Raw genomic sequence first — 18,542 nt, forward strand, 5'->3', positions numbered from 1 at the left:
CGGCGTACAAAGGGTCAGAGCTCTTTGCTGAAGGTGCGGAGGAATTCCTGAATGGTTTCCTCGTTGCGTTTGAAAAAATGCCACTGGCCGACTTTACGGCTGCTGATCAGGCCGGCGCGTTGCAGGGTCGCCAGATGGGCGGAAACCGTGGACTGCGACAAACCGCAACGTTGATCGATCTGCCCGGCGCAGACGCCGTGCTCGTTGCTGTGGGATTGGTCGGGGAATTCGACGGTCGGGTCTTTGAGCCAGTGCAGGATTTCTCGCCGTACCGGGTGCGCCAGGGCTTTTATTATTTCGTCGAGGTCAATGGTGGACATGGCAGTGCTCGGGTTGGGTAAAACGTTATATCGCGATGAGGCGAACTTTAAATCGGTATTTCGCGATATACCAATATGATTTTGATCTGAGGTCAGCCTAAATCGGTATATCGAGTTATAACGATATGAGTGGCGCGGTGCTAAGCTACGCGGCATGAACTATCTCGCACATCTTCATCTCGGTGGCCAGCGTCCCGGTCAATTGCTCGGCAGTTTGTATGGCGATTTCGTCAAGGGTCAGCTGCAAGGGCAGTTCAATCCGGAGATCGAAGCGGCCATTCAGTTGCATCGCAGCATCGACGTGTTTACCGACCGTCATCCGTTGGTCGACCTGGCGTTGTCGCGCTTTACGCTGACGCGACGGCGGTATGCCGGGATCGTGCTCGATGTGTTTTTCGACCATTGCCTGGCGCGGGACTGGAGGCTTTACGCGGACCTGCCGCTGGAACAGTTCACCTCGGATGTGTACCGGGTGCTGGCTGCCGAACCGCAGTTGCCAGGGCGACTCGCGCAGATTGCCCCGCACATGGAAGCGAATGACTGGCTTGGCTCTTATCGGGAGTTTGCGGTGCTGGACCAGGTGCTGCGGGGGATTTCACGGCGCCTGTCGCGGCCTGAAGAACTGGCTGCAGCGATGGAAGAGTTGCAGCGGTTGTATGAACCGTTGAGCGATGATTTCCGGTTGTTCTATCCAGAGTTGCAACGGTTTGCGCATAACCATCTGACTGCACAAATCTAATGTGGGAGCGAGCCTGCTCGCGATGAGGGCCTGACAGTCAACATTGTCGGTGACTGGCAAACCGCTATCGCGAGCAGGCTCGCTCCCATAGGGGTACAGCGTCAAGCAGCTATGGCCGGACGTAACGGAGTTGGCTGTGCTTCCGGCAATGCTCCAAACAGCGCCTTCTGCACCGCTTGCTGCGCCGCAAAGGCCAGTGCCGCGCGTTCCTGGCCGTGGCAGGCAATCGGTTTGAGCAGATGGATCTCGACGTCGCCCCGATCGTTGGCGAACAAGCGCATCAAGTGCGAGAGCAAGTCGTCATCGCCAATGAATGGCGCGAGTGGGTCGATCTGGCCATCGCGCAGATAACGAACAGCCACCGGTTGCAGTGCCACGTCCGCGTCAATGGCCGCAGACAGCAAGCGACCATGAAAGGTGCGCAACGAACGGCCATCGGTGGTGGTGCCTTCCGGGAACATCAGCAACGGATGGGCTTGCTCCAGGTGGCGGCTCATCTGTTTGCGGATCAGTTGGCTGTCACCCGAACCTCGACGAATGAACAGGCTGCCAGCCTTGGCCGCGAGCCAGCCGGCGACCGGCCAGGTACGCACTTCGGCCTTGGACAGGAAGGACAAGGGCGTGAGCATGCCCAGCAGCGGAATGTCGGTCCAGGACACATGGTTGCTGACCCAGAGCATCGGCTTTTGCGGCAATTCGCCGTGGACCGTCACGCGAAAGGGCAGGGCGTTGCTCAGCCGGGTCATGAAAAAACGCGACCAGCGTTGGCGCCGGACCATCGAGTTGGCAACACCCATGCGCTCGAACAGCCCGAACACGCTGGCCATGCTCAAGCCCAGCGCGACCACCAGCAGCACTCGCGCGATCCGCGCGTACACCCGCAGCCGGCTCATCAGACTGCCGCCTTGAAGTGTTTGGCGTAACGCGGGCACAGCTCGTCACGCTTGAGCAGGATGAACACGTCGGCCACCTGGAAATCTTCGTCCCAGCACGGCTCGCCGCAGATCTTCGCGCCCAGGCGCATGTAGGCCTTGAGCAGTGGCGGCATTTCGGCGATCACGTTGGACGGGATGTCGAGGGCCGGCAACGGTTTCTTCGGTTCGGCGCGCAGGTGCTCGGTGCACAGATAGCGTTCACGCAAGCGTTGCATGATCGCCTGGGCCTGAATGCCGCCGTCTTGCATCGGGATGCTCGCGCAGCCCATCAGGTAGCTGTAGCCGCCCTGATTCAGCACTTCGGCCAACTCGCCCCAGAGCACGGCGATGGTGCCGCCGTTGCGGTAGGCCGGGTCGACGCAGGTGCGACCGATCTCCAGGATCGGGCCTTGCAGGTGCACCAGGCCGTGCAGGCTGAATTCTTCTTCGCTGTAAAAACGCCCCAGGCTGCTGGCAGCCTGATGGTCGAGCAAACGCGTGGTTGCTACCAGGCGTCCGCTATTCAAATCACGCACGCCAATGTGGGCGCAGTGAACATCATAGTCATCCATGTCCAGCCCCAACTCTGCGCCTTTGAGCTTGGCGTTGAACTCGCCACTGAAAACGTTGAAGCGCAGGGCCTGGGCTTCCTGCAACGCCTCGGCGCCGATCAGGCGTTCGGCTTGCAGGCGGCGTTCATTGCCGGTGTCGCTGATGCGGGCGATCTGAGTCATTGCGAATCTCCGTACGGGCTGCTCACCCGTCTTGGGTTGCAGTCGATCGACTTTGTTGTGCAAAGTCAGGCTATGTAGCCCCGGTGTCATCGCCATGAAGCTTTGGTGATGCTTGTGTGACAGCCCCCAGAGGACCCGTTTATGCCTTGGCAAGCCTTGTTGAACTGTAACCAGCGCCAGCCCGAAAACCCCGACCTGGCAGAGGGGTATGCGACGTTGCTGCATGTATTGGGCGCGGTGACGCCGTTCGAATTGGCCGTGTGCGGCGGGCGGATGATGGCAACGCCGGGGTTGGCTTTTCTGGTGGGGTACCAGGCGGCGTTRCGCATGTTGTGGCCCAGCGCACCGCTGAGCCTGGGGGCATTGTGTGCGACCGAACAGCGCAGCCTGCGCCCGGCGGACCTGCACACCCGGCTCAAGGATTTGCGTGTGAGCGGGCGCAAGGATTTCGTGACCGCGGGTGATGCGGCGGACTGGCTGTTGGTCGCGGCACGCAGCGAAGAGCTGGGCGAGTCACCGCGTTTGAGTCTGGCGGTGGTGTATCCCGGCGAACCCGGCGTACAGATTGAAAAGCTGCCGGCCATTGCCTTGATGCCGGACATCAGCCATGGCCGGCTGTTTCTCGACAACGCGCTGTGTGAACTGCTCGCTGGAGATGGCTGGGATGCGTACGTCAAACCGTTCCGCACCCTGGAAGACATCTATGTACTCAGCGCCATGAGTGCCTGGCTGTACGGTGTCGGTCAGGACAGCGCCTGGCCGCAAGACCTTCAATTGAAGTTGTTGGCACTGTTGGCCGGGTGTGCGGAAGTCAGCCGCCAACCACCGAACAGTAGCGCCGGGCATGTGTTGCTGGGCGGGTTGTTTGCGCAGTTTGACGGGCTTAAGCCAGCGCTCAATGAAGCCTTTGCCGCCGGACCTCCACAATGGGCGGCGTTGTGGAAACGCGATCAGGCGGTGCTCGATCTGGCGGCGGGGGCCCGGGCCAAGCGGTTGGCCAAGGCGTTGGCGGGCTCTTCGCTGAACTGAAGGGCCTCTTCGCGAGCAGGCTCGCTCCCACATTGGATTGATGCCATGTCGCAGTTTTGTGTTCTACGCAAGCCCCTGTGGGAGCGAGCCTGCTCGCGATGACGGTCTCACCTAAAGCGCAACTTTCGAACTGTCATTTATCTCGACTACGCTCAGAGGGTTAATCCCTCTGAGTGCCTACCGTGTTCAAACGCCTGTCGCTGCTGTTCATGTTGTTGGTCAGCCTTCCGGTTCTGGCGGAAAACTGGCCCACCGAGCAATGGTCGCCTGGCCCTAAAGTCAGCGGTCCGGCGCTTCAGGCTCTGGAGGACTACGCCTTTGCACCGCGCGACGACGGCAGTCGCACAGGCGTTCGCACCGACGCCTTGCTGGTGATTCGTGACGGGCAACTGATCTACGAACGCTACGCCGGCCCGACGACCGTCGACACACCGCACCTGACCTGGTCCGTCAGTAAAAGCCTGATGGCCACGGTGCTGGGCGTGGCCTATGGCGAAGGCTTGTTCAAATTGCAGGACCCGGCCGCGAAGTTTTATCCACCCTTGCAGAGCCATCCGAAGGTATCCATCGCGGATCTGCTGCATTGGGCCTCGGGGCTGGATTGGCAGGAAACCTATGAATATGCACCGCTGAATTCTTCGATAGTGGCGATGCTCTACACCCATGGACGCCAGGACATCGCCGCGTTCGCTGCCGGCCATGACGAGTTCAGCCCGCCGGGTCAGGCGTTTCGTTATTCCAGCGGTGACAGCAATCTATTGTCCGCAACGCTAAAGACCATGGTCGGTGCGCAGCGCTACGCCGACTATCCATGGACCGCGTTGTTCGGCCCCTTGGGGATTCGCAGTGCAGTTTGGGAGAGCGATGCCGCGGGGACGTTTGTTGCCTCGTCCTATGCCTATATGACGGCGCGCGATCTGGCGCGGATCGGCCTGTTGATGCAACGCGACGGTCGCTGGGGTAACCGGCAGTTGCTGCCAAAGGACTGGGTCGAGTTCAACCGCCAACCGTTCATGCACTTCAAGGCCAATCAGGATGAAGCCGTTCCCGGCGGGCATTGGTGGCTCAATCGGGCGGTCGATGGCGCCGAAAGACCCTGGGAGGACGCACCTGATGACACCTTCGCCGCACTCGGCCATTGGGGGCAGGCGCTGTACGTGGTGCCCAGCGAGAACCTGGTGATCGTGCGCTATGGCGATGATCGCGACGGCAGTTACCGGCACAACGAATTGCTTAGACTGGCACTGGCGGCATTTGCGCAGAAGGTGCAGCCATGAATTTCAGATTTTTTCGCCGTCGACCAAGACTCGGCGTGTTGCTGTTGTTGATCGCTGTGCTGCTCGGCTGGATCTGGCAGGAACGGGTCGCTTTGTGGGCATTTCCCGACATCATCAGCGCCTACACCGCCAAGGAGTATTGCTCGTGCCGGTATGTCGAGAACAACCCGGCGGATTATTGCCAGGGCTATGTGACGCAGTACGTGCCCGTCAGCAGTTTTCTCGATGACGCTCCCAACAAGCGCGTGACGGTCAGCGGCATGGGGCGCAGTCATATCGCTGCGTGGCAGGGGATTCGCCAGGGGTGTCGGTTGAACCCATAAGTGCGGTCTTTTGCCTTGCGCGGTTTGCAAGCGCGTTCACTCAGGCTAAGGTTCGGCTCAGGTTTACTTGCCCATGAGTGTTTATGTTCAAGCGGTTTTGCTGCACAGCCCTGGCCTTGCTGCCATTGGCTTTCGTTACCTCGCCAGCCCACGCCGACTGGTACCTGGACGGTGAGTCTTCACGTCTGTCGTTTATCTCCACCAAGAACGCCAATCTCTCCGAAGTTCAGCGCTTTCTGGTGCTGCATGGCAAGGTCGACGCCAACGGCCAGGCGCAAGTGCAGGTTGAACTGGAGTCGGTCAACAGCGGCATTCCGCTGCGCGATGAGCGCATGCGCAAAGAGCTGTTCGAGATCAAGACGTTCCCTGAAGCGCTGATCAGTACGCAGATCGATCTGCGGCCGATCAAGGATCTGGCCCCCGGTGCGCAACTCGAATTGCGTTTGCCACTGACGGTCAGCCTTCACGGCAAAGAGCACGCGTACAACGCCGAGTTGTTGGCGACACGCCTCGATGATCGGCGCTTTCAAGTGGTGACCCTGGAACCGCTGGTCATTAAAGCGGAGGATTTCGATCTGCTGCCAGGGCTGGAAAACCTGCGCACAGTCGCCGGTCTGTCGGCCATCAGTTCGTCGGTGCCGGTGGGTGCGGTGCTGATTTTTACGGCGCGCTGACATGAGCGGTGCAGTGTTTCCCTGGCGTGATGGCAATCGTTATGAGTTGTTGATCGACGGGCCACAGTTTTTTCCACGGATGCTGGCGGCGATTGCCGCTGCGCAGGAACAGGTCGAACTGGAGCTGTACCTGGTGGAGGCGGGGGCCTGTGCCGAGGCGATGGTGCAGGCGCTGGTGCAAGCTGCCGAGCGCGGTGTGCGCGTGCGTTGCCTGTTCGATGACTACGGCAGCCTGGCATTCACCCTGAGCCTGCGGCGACGCCTGATCGAGGCCGGCGTGGAGCTGCGTTTCTACAATCGCCTGAGCTGGCGGCGCTGGGTGCGCAACCTTTACCGTGACCACCGCAAGTTGCTGTTGGTCGATCAATCGCTGGCGGTGGTCGGCGGCACGGGTGTCACCGACGAGTTCTGGACCCCCGATCGTGATACCAGTGAGTGGCATGAAGTCATGGTGGAAATCGGCGGCCCGCTGGTGCTCGACTGGCAGTTGCTGTTCGACCGCCAATGGATTGCCAACCGCCATCGCCGCGCCTGGAAACCTGCCTCCCATTTCGGTTTGCCGCGTCTGCCACGGGTGCCGCCGATGGGTGAAGGAATGGGTCGGGTAGCGTATGCCGATGCCCGGCAACATCGGGACATCCTGCAGTCGCTGTTTCGTGCGTTGAACAGCGGTCAGCAGCGAATCTGGCTGGCCACGCCTTACTTCCTGCCGACCTGGAAAGTCCGCCGCTCGCTGCGCAAGGCTGCTGCACGGGGCATCGATGTGCGCCTGCTGTTGACCGGGCCGCGTACCGATCATCCGTCAGTGCGCTACGCCGGGCATCGTTATTACCCGCGCCTGCTCAAGTCCGGGGTGAAGATCTTCGAATACCAGCCGTGTTTCCTGCACCTGAAAATGGTCCTGATCGATGACTGGGTGAGCATTGGCTCATGCAATTTCGATCACTGGAATCTGCGCTTCAACCTCGAGGCCAACCTGGAGGCCCTCGATCCGACGTTGAGCCTGGCGGTGGCGGCGAGTTTCGAGAAGGACTTTGCCCTGAGTCATAGGGTCAGTCTTGAGGAATGGCAACGCCGACCGCTGTGGCGACGGATCAAGCAGCGTGTGTGGGGATGGGTGGATCGGATGGTGGTGAATCTGCTGGATCGGCGGGGCTGAACACAATCCTCCAAACACCAAAAATCAATGTGGGAGCGAGCCTGCTCGCGATGAGGTCATAACATTCAACATCTCTGTTGACTGTTATATCGCCATCGCGAGCAGGCTCGCTCCCACAGGTACTTCAGGTAACTTCAGGGTTACAGCAACTCAAAGCTCTGCTGCGTCACGTCCTCGGAATCGAGGCCGATCTGCACGTTGAACTTGCCAGGTTCTGCCGCATATTTGAGCTGGGCGTTGTAGAACTTCAGGTCGTCCTCGTCGATGGTGAAGTGGATGACTTTCTGTTCGCCGGCCTTGAGCATCACTTTCTGGAAGTTCTTCAGTTCCTTGAGCGGGCGAATCATCGAACCGACCACGTCCTGAATGTACAACTGCACCACGGTTTCGCCGTCGCGCTTGCCGGTGTTTTTAACGGTCACACTGGCGTCGATCTTGCCGGACTTGTTCAGCGTGGTCGACGACAGGGCCATGTTCGACAGGCTGAAGCTGGTGTAGCTCAAACCGTAGCCGAATGGAAACAGAGGACCTGTGGTGTCATCGAAATACTGCGAGGTGTAGTTGCCCGGTTTGCCAGGGGTGAACGGGCGACCGATGCTCAGGTGGTTGTAGTAGGTCGGAATCTGTCCTACCGAACGCGGGAAGCTGATCGGCAGCTTGCCGGACGGGTTGTAGTCACCGAACAGCACGTCAGCAATCGCGTTGCCGCCTTCGGTACCGGTAAACCAGGTTTCGAGAATCGCGTCAGCCTGGTCCTTCTCTTCGAGAATCGTCAGCGGACGGCCGTTCATCAGCACCAGCACCAACGGTTTGCCGGTGGCTTTCAGGGCCTTGATCAGGTCGCGCTGATTGGCCGGGATATTCAGGTCGGTACGGCTCGATGACTCGTGGGACATACCACGCGACTCGCCGACCGCTGCCACGATGACATCGGACTGCTGGGCGGCTTTCACGGCTTCGTCGATCATGACCTGCGCCGAGCGCGGGTCATCCACCACTTCCGGGGCATCGAAGTTGAGGAAGTTCAGGTAGTCGACGACTTTCTTGTCCGAGGTGATGTTGGCGCCACGGGCGTAGGTCAGCTTGGCCTGATCGCCGAGAGCACGGGTCATGCCATCGAGCAAGGTGACCGACTGCTCCGGTTTGCCGGCGGCAGCCCAGCTGCCCATCATGTCGATCGGTGCCTTGGCCAGCGGGCCGACCAGAACGATTTTCGCGGTCTTCTTCAGCGGCAGGGTTTCGTTCTGGTTCTTCAGCAACACCACGCTGCGACGTGCAACGTCACGGGCCTCGGCGCGGTGCAGACGGTTTTCGGCGTAGGTGTCGGCCGGATCATCCTCGGCCTTGCCGATACGCAGGTACGGGTCCTTGAACAGGCCCATGTCGTACTTGGCGCCCAGCACTTCACGCACGGCGTTGTCGATGTCGCTTTGCTGGATCTCGCCGGACTTCAGCAGCCCTGGCAATTCCTTGCCGTACAGGGTGTCGTTCATGCTCATGTCGATGCCGGCCTTGATCGCCAGCTTCGCCGCTTCGCGACCGTCGCGGGCCACGCCGTGCTTGATCAGCTCGAAGATTGCCCCGTGGTCGCTGACCGCCAGGCCCTTGAAGCCCCACTCCTTGCGCAGCAGGTCCTGCATCAGCCACATGTTGGCGGTGGCCGGAATGCCGTTGATCGAGTTCAGCGCAACCATCACCCCACCGGCGCCGGCGTCAATCGCGGCACGGTACGGTGGCAGGTAGTCCTGATACATCTTCACCGGGCTCATGTCGACGGTGTTGTAGTCGCGACCGCCTTCGACTGCGCCGTACAGGGCGAAGTGCTTGACGCTGGCCATGATGCTGTCGGCTGCGCTCGGGGTCTCGCCCTGGTAGGCCTTGACCATCACTTTGGCGATGCGCGAGACCAGATAAGTGTCTTCGCCGAAACCTTCGGAGGTACGGCCCCAACGTGGGTCGCGGGAGATGTCGACCATTGGCGCGAAAGTGATGTCGAGGCTGTCTGCCGCGGCTTCCTTGGCGGCAATGCGCCCGCTGCGACCAATCGCGTCCATGTCCCAGCTCGAGGCCAGGGCCAGAGGGATAGGGAAAATGGTCCGGTGGCCGTGGATCACGTCATAGGCGAAGAACATCGGGATCTTCAACCGGCTGTGCATGGCCGCGTCCTGCATCGGACGGTTTTCCGGGCGCGTGATCGAGTTGAAGGTGCCGCCGATGTTACCGGCGGCGATTTCCTTGCGGATCAGCTCGCGGGGCATTTCCGGGCCGATGCTGATCAGGCGCAATTGGCCGATCTTTTCTTCCAGGGTCATCTGCTTCATCAGGTTGCTGACGAAAGCATCCTTGTTTTCAATCGGTGCAGGCTTTGTGTCGGCCCATACCGAGTGACTGGCCAGGCCGATGGCAAGGCCCAGCAAACACAGCTTCTTCATGAATAGTTTTCTCAAAAGCCTAAACGGACGCAGTAGTTACGCGCCGGTCAGCCAAAAATTAGGGGGCGTCTGTTGTTGTTCGACTAAATGCCGCAAACTTCTAAACTCTTTTAGCGCTGGGCATCTTTTAGCCGATTGGCCCGATGCAATCCAGTGGCGGCGGCAGATTATGCCCCAAGAGTTCGAGTTGAAGGCGCACAGGAATATTTCCAGGGTAATGGGCAAGGGAGCATCACTCGCATGAATGTACAACAGCGCTATCGTTCGGGCTGGCAAATCGCGGTATTGATGTTGCTCAGCACGGTTCTGGCCGGCTGTGGCGTCAACACCATACCGACCCTCGACGAGCAGGCCAAGGCGGCCTGGTCGCAAGTGCAGAACCAGTACCAGCGTCGCGCCGACCTGATCCCCAACCTGGTGGAAACGGTCAGGGGTTACGCCAAGCATGAAGAGGAGACCCTGACGGCGGTGGTCGAGGCGCGGGCCAAGGCGACCTCTATCCAGGTCGATGCCAGCACCCTCGACAACCCGGAAAAACTCAAACAGTTCCAGCAGGCCCAGGATCAGCTCAGCGGCGCCCTCAGTCGTTTGATGGTGGTGTCCGAGCGTTATCCGGACCTGAAGGCCAACCAGAACTTCCTGGCGCTGCAATCGCAGCTTGAAGGCACCGAAAACCGTATCGCCGTGGCGCGCCGGGATTTCATCCTGGCGGTGCAGAACTACAACACCGAACTGCGGACGTTCCCTGGCCGTTTGTGGCACAGCGTGCTGTACAGCGACCTGCCGTTGCGCGACACCTTCGAGGCCACCAGCCCGGGTGCCGACAAGGCGCCGCAAGTGAAGTTCTGATCTGCGCAGGTTCCCGGCGGGCTTTCAGTGCTGTCGGGATACCGCCCCATGAATCATGCGGAAAGAGCCATTAGGGATGAGGTGCCAATGCGCGTTTTGAAAATCAGCCTGGTGGTGATGCTTTGGATCTTTGCCATCACCACTCAGGCCGAGCTGAAGTTTCCGGCGTTGACCGGTCGGGTGGTGGATAACGCCCAGATGATCGAGCCTGCGGTGCGTGAGCAACTGACCCAGCAACTCCAGGCCCACGAGCAGGCCACCGGCGAGCAGTTGGTGGTGGTGACGCTGCCGGACCTGCAAGGCACCAGCATCGATGACTATGGTTATCAGCTGGGGCGTTACTGGGGCATCGGTCAGAAGGGCAAGAACAACGGCGCCTTGCTGATCGTCGCTCGCGCCGAGCGCAAGCTGCGGATCGAAGTCGGGTATGGCCTGGAAGATCGGCTGACCGATGCGCAAAGCTCGGTGATCATCAATCAGGTGATCACTCCAGCGTTCAAGTCCGGCAATTTCAGCAAAGGCATCAGTGACGGCGTTGCCGCGATGCTGGTGGTACTGGGCGGCAGCCCACTGGATGAACCGTCGACGATTTATGATTCAGGCGGTGATCAGGGGAGTGACTTTATCGGGCGTCATCCGACAGTATTCGTGTTATTGGCGGTGCTGTTTATCCTGACGATTTCTATCATGCAGATGCTCGGCATCCTGCCCCGTGGCGGCGGTCGCGGAGGTTCCGGCGGGTTTGGCGGCGGAGGCTTTGGCGGCGGCTTGGGAGGGGGCGGCGGCTTCAGCGGCGGCGGGGGCAGTTTCGGGGGCGGCGGTTCGTCGGGCGGCTGGTGATAACAATAATGAGCGAGCATTCAAAACCATGGCATTACTGACGGAACACGAACAGCGCAAAGTCGCCGAGGCCATCGCGCGTGTCGAGCGCGACACCGACGCTGAACTGGTCACCGTGCTCGCGGCCCGGGCCGACGACTACGCGTACATCCCGCTGCTCTGGGCCAGCCTGCTGGCGCTGATCGTGCCGGGCATCGTGCACTACGTTACCGGCTGGCTGAACATGCACAGCTTGCTGCTGGTGCAGTGGGTGAGTTTTATCGTGCTGTGCCTGGTGTTCCGGATTCCGTCAATCACCACCCGCCTGATCCCGCGGTCGGTGCGCCACTGGCGCGCCTCGAACCTGGCGCATCGGCAGTTTCTGGAGCAGAACCTGCACCACACTGTCGGCGGCACCGGCGTGCTGATTTTCGTCTGCGAAGCCGAGCGCTATGTGGAGATTCTGGTGGACGAAGGGATTTCCCGGCGGCTGGATAACAAAAACTGGGACCCGATCGTTGCAGCCTTCACCCGGCAGGTGAAACAGGGCCAGACGTTGCAAGGCTTTGTCACCTGCATCGAGGCCTGTGGCGAGTTGCTCAAGGTGCATGTGCCGGTGACGCAAGTGCGCAATGAGTTGCCGAATCGGTTGGTCGTGCTGGGGTGAGATTGGGGATTTTTGTCGGATTTGAAATCCACCCCCTCACCCCAATCCTCTCCCCAGAGGGGAGAGGGAGCTGATCTCCTTTGCTTTCAAGACCTGAGTTCGACTCGATATTTCAGGTCGCAGCATTGCGAAAGACACCTCGGTCAGTCCCCTCGCCCCGTGGGGAGAGGGCTAGGGTGAGGGGCGATTTCAAACCGTTCGGCAAATAACTGCGTGTCCCGACGCGCCATCCCCCCTAAAATACCGGTCATTCCCCGATCCGCACCGCCCGAGGCGTTTTCTACATGTCTGTTACCGCAACTCCCGCCAGCCTCACGCCGGATCATCACGCGCAATTTATCGACCTGCTGAGCACCAGTCTGGCGCAGAACGCCTTCATCAAACTGGTGCTGGCCAAGTACGTCGGCGCTGAAGTCGACTTGCAGCGAATCATCATCAAGCAACTGACGGTCAAGGATCAGCCGTGCCTGTCCTTCGTCTATCGCTACAAGACGCGTGACATCACCAAGAATTTCCCGATCGAAGAGGGCATCGCGACGATTGCCGCGCTGTTGCCGCAGGACTTCAAGAACGCCCACCTGCTGGCGCTGACCGATGAAGCCCAGCTCGAATACAGCAAGAAGGGCAAGAGTTCGCTGTTCAAGAGCAAGCCCCAGCAACTGCGCGAAGTACCGTCCGCCGAGCACAACCGTGAGAAGAACCGCTTCCTCGACCTGACCCGACCGTTCCTCGCGGATCTCGGTGTAACGAACAGCAAGCACGAGCTGATCCCGGCGATGTCGCGCAAGTGGAAGCAGATCAACAAGTTCATCGAAGTCTTCAGCCATGCGCTGACGTCTTCACCGCTGGCGCTGGATAAACCGGTTCGCGTGGCGGACTTCGGTTCTGGCAAGGGCTACCTGACCTTCGCCATTCACGATTACCTGCGCAACACCTTGCACGCCGAAGGCGTGGTCACCGGTGTCGAGCTGCGTGAAGACATGGTCAATCTGTGCAACACCGCTGCGGCGCGCCTTGAGCATCCGGGGCTGGTGTTCAAATGTGGTGATGTGCGCAGCGTGGCGCCGAGCGAGCTGGACGTGATGATCGCCCTGCATGCCTGTGACATCGCCACCGACTACGCGATCCACACCGGCATCCGCTCCGGGGCGGCGATAATCATGTGCTCGCCGTGCTGCCATAAGCAGATTCGCCTGCAAATCCAGAGCCCGGCGCTGCTCAAGCCGATGCTGCAATACGGTTTGCACCTGGGTCAGCAAGCCGAAATGGTCACCGACAGCCTGCGGGCGTTGTTCCTCGAGGCCTGCGGGTATGAAACCAAGGTCTTCGAGTTCATCTCCCTGGACCACACCAACAAGAACAAGATGATCCTGGCGGTCAAACGTGCGGAGCCGGTGGACCCGGCCCAGCTGTTGGTGAAAATCCAGGAGCTCAAGGCGTTCTACCACATCAGCGAGCATTGTCTGGAAACGCTGCTGCGAGCCGACGGTTATCTCTGATCCTGTGGGAGTGAGCCTGCTCGCGATGGCGGGCTGACAGCCAACACCGAGGGTGCATGTGATGGCCCCTTCGCGAGCAGGCTCGCTCCCACATTTGATTTGACCGCCGTCTTGCGCCCGAGCATCACGGTGACGATCACCCCGACCGCAAACAGCCAGGTAATCGGTTCGATGTGTTCGCCAAAGAACAGCGCCGAGAAGGCGATGGTGAAGAAGATCTGCAGCAGCTGGATCTGACTGACCCGGGCGATGCCACCCATCGCCAGCCCGGCGTACCAGGCGAAGAAGCCGATGAACTGCGAGAACAGCGACACGTAACCGAAGGCCCACCAGGTTTTCGCCGAAATCTCGCCTTGGTGCTGTAGCACCAGATACGTCACCGGGCCGATCAACAGCGGTGTCGACAGCACCAGCGCCCAGCAGATCACTTGCCAGCCGCCCATCTCCTTGGCCAACCGGCCACCTTCGGCGTAACCCAGGCCACCGATGGCAATCGCCCCGAGCATCAACAGATCACCGGCCTGGATACTTCCGGCACCGCTGATCAACGCGTAACCCAGGACCAACGCGCTGCCCAATGCGGCGCAAGCCCAGAAGGCTTTCGACGGCCGCTCATGGGACAACCATGCCGCATACAGCGCCACGCACAATGGCTGTAAACCGTTGACCAGTGCGCCATGGGACGCCGGCAGTGTTTGCATGGCCCAGGCCGAGAGCACCGGGAAACCGAGAATCACTCCAGCGATCACCAGGGTCAGGCCTTTGACCTGCTTCCAGGTCGGCCATTTTTCCCGCCGCCAGAGCAACAACATCGCCGCCGGAATCGCCGCGAACAACGCTCGACCCAGGCCATTGAGCAGCGGGTGGACTTCTTGCACCACGATCCGGGTGAAGGGCAGGGTCAGGCTGAAGATGACGACGCCGAGCAGGCCCAGCGCCATGCCGGTGTTTTCGCGGGAGGACATAACGGTAACCAGAATTTGAAAGTGGCGGGAGAGTGTTCATCTAGCCATAAACTGTGCAGGCTGCGCTGTTACAGCTAGACGCAGACTTATCCGTACAGTTTGCAGACGCCGTCGCGGGCTTGCCTGCGATGAACAATGACGCGGTACCTACGGCGTAGTAGCTGGTTATTACCCGTCCCGCCGGATTCGGACTACCTTGAATACTCCTTCCTGCCCAATTTTTACCAGAGGAGTCATCCCCATGGCCGCGAAAAAAATTCTGATGCTGGTCGGCGATTACGTCGAAGACTACGAAGTGATGGTGCCGTTTCAGGCACTGCTGATGGTCGGTCACACGGTGCACGCGGTGTGCCCGGACAAAACCGCCGGGCAGACCGTGCGCACGGCGATCCATGACTTCGAAGGCGACCAGACCTACAGCGAGAAACCCGGTCACCTGTTCGCACTGAACTTCGACTTCGCCAAGGTGAATGCGGCGGACTACGACGCGTTGCTGGTACCGGGTGGTCGGGCGCCGGAATACCTGCGCCTGAACGAAAAAGTCCTGCAGCTGGTGCAAGCTTTCGACAAGGCCGGCAAACCGATTGCGGCGGTCTGTCATGGTGCGCAATTGCTTGCAGCAGCGGGGATTCTTGAAGGCCGCGAATGCAGTGCTTATCCCGCCTGTGCGCCAGAAGTGCGTTTGGCCGGCGGCACGTTCATCGATATCCCGGTGACTCAAGGTCACGTTCAGGGCAACCTGGCGACGGCTCCAGCCTGGCCGGCGCACCCGAGCTGGCTGGCCGGTTTCCTCGGTCTGCTGGGCACCAAAATCACTTTGTAAGCGGAGGCCTGCGCATGTGCGAGCTGTACGTCAAAGCCGACCCGATCCTGTACGAGTCACGCTCGCGCTCGCTGCGCATCTGCGGGGTGGTGACCACGCTGCGGCTGGAGAACCAGTTCTGGGACATCCTCAGCGAGATTGCTGAAGTCGATGGCATGACCACCAACCAGTTGATCGCCAAGCTCTATGAAGAGGTGATGGACTACCGGGGCGAAGTGGTGAACTTCGCCTCGTTTCTGCGGGTCAGCTGCACGCGTTACCTGAGCCAGCGCCGGGTGACGACGCCGGAGTTGTCGGTGGTGCGCGCGGTGGTGAAGTAGGGGGGCGTGGTCTTTACTCTGAAGCGCGAACCCCTTCAATCGCCAAGGAGAACGAGCATGTCTGGATGGTACGAGTTGAGCAAAAGCATCACTGGCCAGTTTCGCTTTGTGCTGAAAGCGGCCAACGCCGAGACCATTCTCACCAGCGAGCTGTACACCACGCGCAGCGCCGCCGATGACGGCATCGCCTCGGTTCAGGCCAATAGCCCACTGGATGAACGCTACGAGAAAAAGTCCACCAAGGATGGCCATCCTTACTTCAATCTCACTGCTACCAATCATCAGATCATCGGCAGCAGCGAGGCCTATTCTTCCGACGCGGCACTGGAAAAAGGCATCGCCAGCGTCAAGGCCAACGGGCCGACCAAGGTGATCAAGGACAAAACGTTGCCGGTGTTTTGAATGCACCGAAGATCCAATGTGGGAGCGAGCCTGCTCGCGATGGCGATATAACAGTCAACATAGATGTTGAATGTTATGGCCTCATCGCGAGCAGGCTCGCTCCCACAATGGTTATGTATGCGTCTGGAAATCAGCGTAATTCGGTCAACATCTCTTGCAGTTGGCTGCGAGCGGCTTCACCCAGCGGGAACACCGGCAGACGCGGATCGCCAGCTTCCAGCCCGGTCATGCGCAGACCGGCCTTGATGGTCGCGGGCAAACCGCCCTTGAGGATGAAGTCCAGCAGCGGCAACTGGCGATAGAACAACTCCCGGGCCGTGCCCAAGTCATTGGCCAACACCGCTTGATACAGCGCGCCGTTCAACTGCGGGATCAGGTTCGGCGCTGCCGTGCACCAGCCTTTGGCGCCCGCCGCGAACGCCTCCAGCGCCAGCGGGTTGCAGCCGTTGTAGAAGGGCACCTGACCTTCGCCGAGCCATTGCAGTTTGTGCATGCGCTGGATATCGCCGGTGCTCTCCTTGACCATGGTCACGTTTTCCACGGCATTGAAAATCCGCAGGATCAGCTCCACCGACATGTCGGTACCGCTGGTGGCCGGGTTGTTGTAGAGCATGATCGGCACACCGACGCTCTCGCCGATGGCACGGTAGTGGGCGAGGATCTCGGCTTCGCTGAGTTTCCAGTAGGACGTCGGCAAGACCATCACCGCGTCGGCGCCCTGTGCCTCGGCGAAACGTGCGCGGCGCACGGATTTGGCGGTGGTCAGGTCGGAGACGCTGACGATGGTTGGCACACGCCTGGCCACATGCTTGATGCTGAACTCGCTGACCTGGTCCCACTCCGCATCGCTCAGGTACGCACCTTCGCCGGTGCTGCCCAACGGGGCGATGGCGTGTACGCCGCCGTCGATCAAACGGTCGATGGAGCGACCCAGCGTATCCAGATCGATGCCTTCGCCATTAGCGGTGAACGGGGTGATGGTGTAGCCGATGATGCCGTGAATAGAAGGGGTAGACATGGCGTCTCTCCGTTTAAGCAATGGGATGGATTCAGTTCAGGCAATCGGCGTGTTGACGCAGGTTCTGCCGAGCGTAGTAGTTGAAGGCGGCACCGTGGCGTTTGGGTCTGGAAATCCAGTCATGGGCTTCGCGGCCGAGCGCCGGCTGAATCGGTTTAAGCTCGCCGGCCGACATCGCCAGCAGCTGCAATTTGGCCGCGCGTTCGATCAACTGCGCGATGACACAGGCTTCCTCGATAGTCCTTCCGGTCGACAGCTGGCCATGGTGGGAAAGCACAATCGCACGCTTGTCGCCCAGGGCCCCGGCGATGATTTCACCTTCTTCGTTGCCCACTGGCACACCCGGCCAGGCTTCGAGAAAGGCGCAGTCTTCATAGAGCGGGCAGAGGTCCATGTGCGAGATTTCCAGCGGCACTTCGAGCATCGACAACGCCGCGATGTGCATCGGGTGCGTGTGAATGATGCAGTTCACATCCGGGCGGGCGCGGTACACCCAGCTGTGGAAGCGGTTGGCCGGGTTGGGCATGCCGTGACCTTCCAGCACCTCCAGGTCTTCGTTGACCAGCAGCAGGTTGCTCGCAGTGATCTCGTCGAAACCCAGGCCCAGTTGTTGGGTGTAATAGGTGCCGGGCTGCGGGCCACGGGCGGTGATTTGCCCGGCCAGGCCGGAGTCGTGACCGTTCTCGAACAGAATGCGGCAGGTCAGGGCCAGCTTTTGCCGGTCGGTCCACGTATTATCCGCCAGCGTGCTTTGCATCTGCGAAAGCGCCTGCTTGATGAGTTGGTCCTTGGGTAGTGCTAATGTCTTGGCCATATCGGGTGTCCTTTGCAGTGATCAATGGACGTCGGATGTGTTTTCCCGCTGCTCGCAAAGTCGTTGGGTGAACACAAATGACACTTAAGAGGCTATATGACACTTTGTGTCATTGGCAAGGGCTAATCGTTGCCTCCTTGATGGATTAATCGCTCCACATGTCTATCCGTTTGAAATTACTGCGAAAAAAACTCGGCGTTACGCTGGAGGCCTTGGCCGAAAAATCCGGCATGACCAAGAGTTATCTGTCGAAAGTCGAGCGCGGGCTGAACACCCCGTCCATCGCTGCGGCGCTGAAACTGGCCAAGGCGCTGAACGTCAAGGTCGAGGAATTGTTCTCCGAGGACACCATCAGCCTCGACAGCTACAGCCTGGTGCGTGCCGAAGAGCGCCAGTCGCTGGCGGCCAATGACCAGGCTCCGGGTTACGCGGTGCTGGCCCATCAGGTCAGCGAGCGCAGCCTGCTGCCGTTCATCATCTATCCGCCCAAAGAGTTCAGCGACAAGACCTTCAAGGAGCACATGGGCGAGGAGTTCCTGTTCGTCCATGAAGGCCAGGTCGAAGTCGACTTCATGAGCGAACGGGTGATTCTGAACCGGGGTGATGCGCTGCACTTCAACGCGCAAAAACCGCATCGCCTGCGCTCGGTAGGCGAGGTGCAGGCACAGTTGCTGGTGGTGGTGCATAGCGCAGAGGAGTGAGTCGACAGCAAAAGCATCGCGAGCAGGCTCGCTCCCACAGGGGGGACGTCGCAGATCAATTGTG

Annotated in this window: 21 protein-coding genes; 14 read left to right on the forward strand and 7 right to left on the reverse strand. The window is 60.1% G+C overall.

Annotation, left to right across the window (positions count from 1 at the left end; genetic code table 11):
- Nucleotides 1-14 precede the first annotated feature (14 nt).
- A complete protein-coding gene (locus tag AC1DHT_RS03580; RefSeq protein ID WP_054596057.1) occupies nucleotides 15-320 on the reverse strand; it encodes an ArsR/SmtB family transcription factor in 306 nt (101 codons plus the stop codon).
- Nucleotides 321-474: 154 nt separating this feature from the next.
- Between AC1DHT_RS03580 and AC1DHT_RS03585 the strand changes: the two genes are divergently transcribed.
- The gene (locus tag AC1DHT_RS03585) at nucleotides 475-1,059 is read left to right on the forward strand and encodes an acyl carrier protein phosphodiesterase (protein WP_427536817.1); all 585 of its coding nucleotides are present in this window, start codon (nucleotides 475-477) and stop codon (nucleotides 1,057-1,059) included.
- 101 nt (nucleotides 1,060-1,160) lie between these two features.
- Here the strand turns inward: AC1DHT_RS03585 and AC1DHT_RS03590 are convergent, their stop codons facing one another.
- Complete coding sequence (locus AC1DHT_RS03590) at nucleotides 1,161-1,952, reverse strand: lysophospholipid acyltransferase family protein (protein WP_427536815.1); 792 nt, start codon at nucleotides 1,950-1,952, stop codon at nucleotides 1,161-1,163.
- Entirely contained in the window at nucleotides 1,952-2,707 is a 756-nt protein-coding gene (gene olsB / locus AC1DHT_RS03595) for an L-ornithine N(alpha)-acyltransferase (RefSeq protein WP_054596060.1), read from the reverse strand. The genes AC1DHT_RS03590 and olsB overlap by 1 nt, the downstream gene beginning before the upstream one ends.
- A 141-nt stretch (nucleotides 2,708-2,848) precedes the next feature.
- Here olsB and AC1DHT_RS03600 point away from each other — a divergent pair, with 141 nt between their 5' ends.
- The 5 genes from AC1DHT_RS03600 to AC1DHT_RS03620 all read left to right on the forward strand — a co-directional run bounded on the left by AC1DHT_RS03600 (nucleotide 2,849) and on the right by AC1DHT_RS03620 (nucleotide 7,169).
- Nucleotides 2,849-3,736, forward strand: a complete 888-nt coding sequence (locus tag AC1DHT_RS03600; protein ID WP_427536813.1) for an acyl-CoA dehydrogenase middle domain-containing protein — start codon at nucleotides 2,849-2,851, stop codon at nucleotides 3,734-3,736.
- Between the two features lie 182 nt (nucleotides 3,737-3,918).
- On the forward strand, nucleotides 3,919-5,013 hold the full coding sequence (locus AC1DHT_RS03605; RefSeq protein WP_427536916.1) for a serine hydrolase domain-containing protein: 1,095 nt from the start codon (nucleotides 3,919-3,921) through the stop codon (nucleotides 5,011-5,013).
- Nucleotides 5,010-5,336 carry an amidase gene (locus tag AC1DHT_RS03610; RefSeq protein ID WP_427536811.1) on the forward strand — a complete coding sequence of 109 codons (327 nt, stop codon included), beginning with the start codon at nucleotides 5,010-5,012 and terminating at the stop codon, nucleotides 5,334-5,336. The genes AC1DHT_RS03605 and AC1DHT_RS03610 overlap by 4 nt, the downstream gene beginning before the upstream one ends.
- Before the next feature lie 83 nt (nucleotides 5,337-5,419).
- On the forward strand, nucleotides 5,420-6,010 hold the full coding sequence (locus AC1DHT_RS03615) for a YceI family protein (RefSeq protein WP_145020191.1): 591 nt from the start codon (nucleotides 5,420-5,422) through the stop codon (nucleotides 6,008-6,010).
- A gap of 1 nt (nucleotide 6,011) precedes the next feature.
- Nucleotides 6,012-7,169 (forward strand): phospholipase D-like domain-containing protein, encoded by a 1,158-nt coding sequence (locus AC1DHT_RS03620; protein ID WP_427530220.1) that lies wholly within the window; start codon nucleotides 6,012-6,014, stop codon nucleotides 7,167-7,169.
- 140 nt (nucleotides 7,170-7,309) lie between these two features.
- On the opposite strand, the gene bglX is transcribed toward AC1DHT_RS03620, so the two are convergent.
- The gene (bglX, locus tag AC1DHT_RS03625; protein ID WP_427536809.1) at nucleotides 7,310-9,601 is read right to left on the reverse strand and encodes a beta-glucosidase BglX; all 2,292 of its coding nucleotides are present in this window, start codon (nucleotides 9,599-9,601) and stop codon (nucleotides 7,310-7,312) included.
- Between the two features lie 240 nt (nucleotides 9,602-9,841).
- Here bglX and AC1DHT_RS03630 point away from each other — a divergent pair, with 240 nt between their 5' ends.
- The 4 genes from AC1DHT_RS03630 (at nucleotide 9,842) to AC1DHT_RS03645 (ending at nucleotide 13,435) form a co-directional block, all read left to right on the forward strand.
- Nucleotides 9,842-10,450: a LemA family protein gene (locus AC1DHT_RS03630; RefSeq protein WP_145020183.1), complete on the forward strand. Its 609-nt coding sequence runs from the start codon at nucleotides 9,842-9,844 to the stop codon at nucleotides 10,448-10,450.
- An 87-nt stretch (nucleotides 10,451-10,537) separates the two neighbouring features.
- Entirely contained in the window at nucleotides 10,538-11,290 is a 753-nt protein-coding gene (locus AC1DHT_RS03635) for a TPM domain-containing protein (RefSeq protein ID WP_427536807.1), read from the forward strand.
- A 28-nt stretch (nucleotides 11,291-11,318) separates the two neighbouring features.
- Nucleotides 11,319-11,936, forward strand: coding sequence for a TPM domain-containing protein (locus AC1DHT_RS03640; RefSeq protein ID WP_427536805.1), 618 nt, complete (start codon nucleotides 11,319-11,321; stop codon nucleotides 11,934-11,936).
- Between the two features lie 284 nt (nucleotides 11,937-12,220).
- Nucleotides 12,221-13,435, forward strand: a complete 1,215-nt coding sequence (locus AC1DHT_RS03645) for a class I SAM-dependent methyltransferase (RefSeq protein WP_427536803.1) — start codon at nucleotides 12,221-12,223, stop codon at nucleotides 13,433-13,435.
- Here AC1DHT_RS03645 and AC1DHT_RS03650 read toward each other — a convergent pair.
- Nucleotides 13,426-14,400 (reverse strand): DMT family transporter, encoded by a 975-nt coding sequence (locus AC1DHT_RS03650; protein WP_427536801.1) that lies wholly within the window; start codon nucleotides 14,398-14,400, stop codon nucleotides 13,426-13,428. The genes AC1DHT_RS03645 and AC1DHT_RS03650 overlap by 10 nt on opposite strands.
- A 241-nt stretch (nucleotides 14,401-14,641) precedes the next feature.
- Here AC1DHT_RS03650 and AC1DHT_RS03655 point away from each other — a divergent pair, with 241 nt between their 5' ends.
- From AC1DHT_RS03655 to AC1DHT_RS03665, 3 genes are read left to right on the forward strand one after another with little or no spacing between them, the layout of a single operon-like run.
- On the forward strand, nucleotides 14,642-15,223 hold the full coding sequence (locus AC1DHT_RS03655) for a DJ-1/PfpI family protein (protein WP_427530234.1): 582 nt from the start codon (nucleotides 14,642-14,644) through the stop codon (nucleotides 15,221-15,223).
- Nucleotides 15,224-15,237: 14 nt separating this feature from the next.
- Entirely contained in the window at nucleotides 15,238-15,543 is a 306-nt protein-coding gene (locus AC1DHT_RS03660; protein WP_054596073.1) for a ribbon-helix-helix domain-containing protein, read from the forward strand.
- Between the two features lie 57 nt (nucleotides 15,544-15,600).
- Nucleotides 15,601-15,945, forward strand: coding sequence for a YegP family protein (locus AC1DHT_RS03665; RefSeq protein WP_427536799.1), 345 nt, complete (start codon nucleotides 15,601-15,603; stop codon nucleotides 15,943-15,945).
- Between the two features lie 130 nt (nucleotides 15,946-16,075).
- Here AC1DHT_RS03665 and AC1DHT_RS03670 read toward each other — a convergent pair whose 3' ends face one another.
- Together AC1DHT_RS03670 and AC1DHT_RS03675 are read right to left on the reverse strand one after the other, a co-directional pair.
- Nucleotides 16,076-16,963: a dihydrodipicolinate synthase family protein gene (locus AC1DHT_RS03670; protein WP_427536797.1), complete on the reverse strand. Its 888-nt coding sequence runs from the start codon at nucleotides 16,961-16,963 to the stop codon at nucleotides 16,076-16,078.
- A 31-nt stretch (nucleotides 16,964-16,994) separates the two neighbouring features.
- The gene (locus tag AC1DHT_RS03675) at nucleotides 16,995-17,777 is read right to left on the reverse strand and encodes an aldolase (protein WP_427536795.1); all 783 of its coding nucleotides are present in this window, start codon (nucleotides 17,775-17,777) and stop codon (nucleotides 16,995-16,997) included.
- A gap of 158 nt (nucleotides 17,778-17,935) precedes the next feature.
- Between AC1DHT_RS03675 and AC1DHT_RS03680 the strand changes: the two genes are divergently transcribed.
- A complete protein-coding gene (locus tag AC1DHT_RS03680) occupies nucleotides 17,936-18,478 on the forward strand; it encodes a helix-turn-helix domain-containing protein (protein WP_427536793.1) in 543 nt (180 codons plus the stop codon).
- Nucleotides 18,479-18,542: the final 64 nt, after the last annotated feature.

The organism is Pseudomonas sp. 05N432, assembly GCF_056396945.1.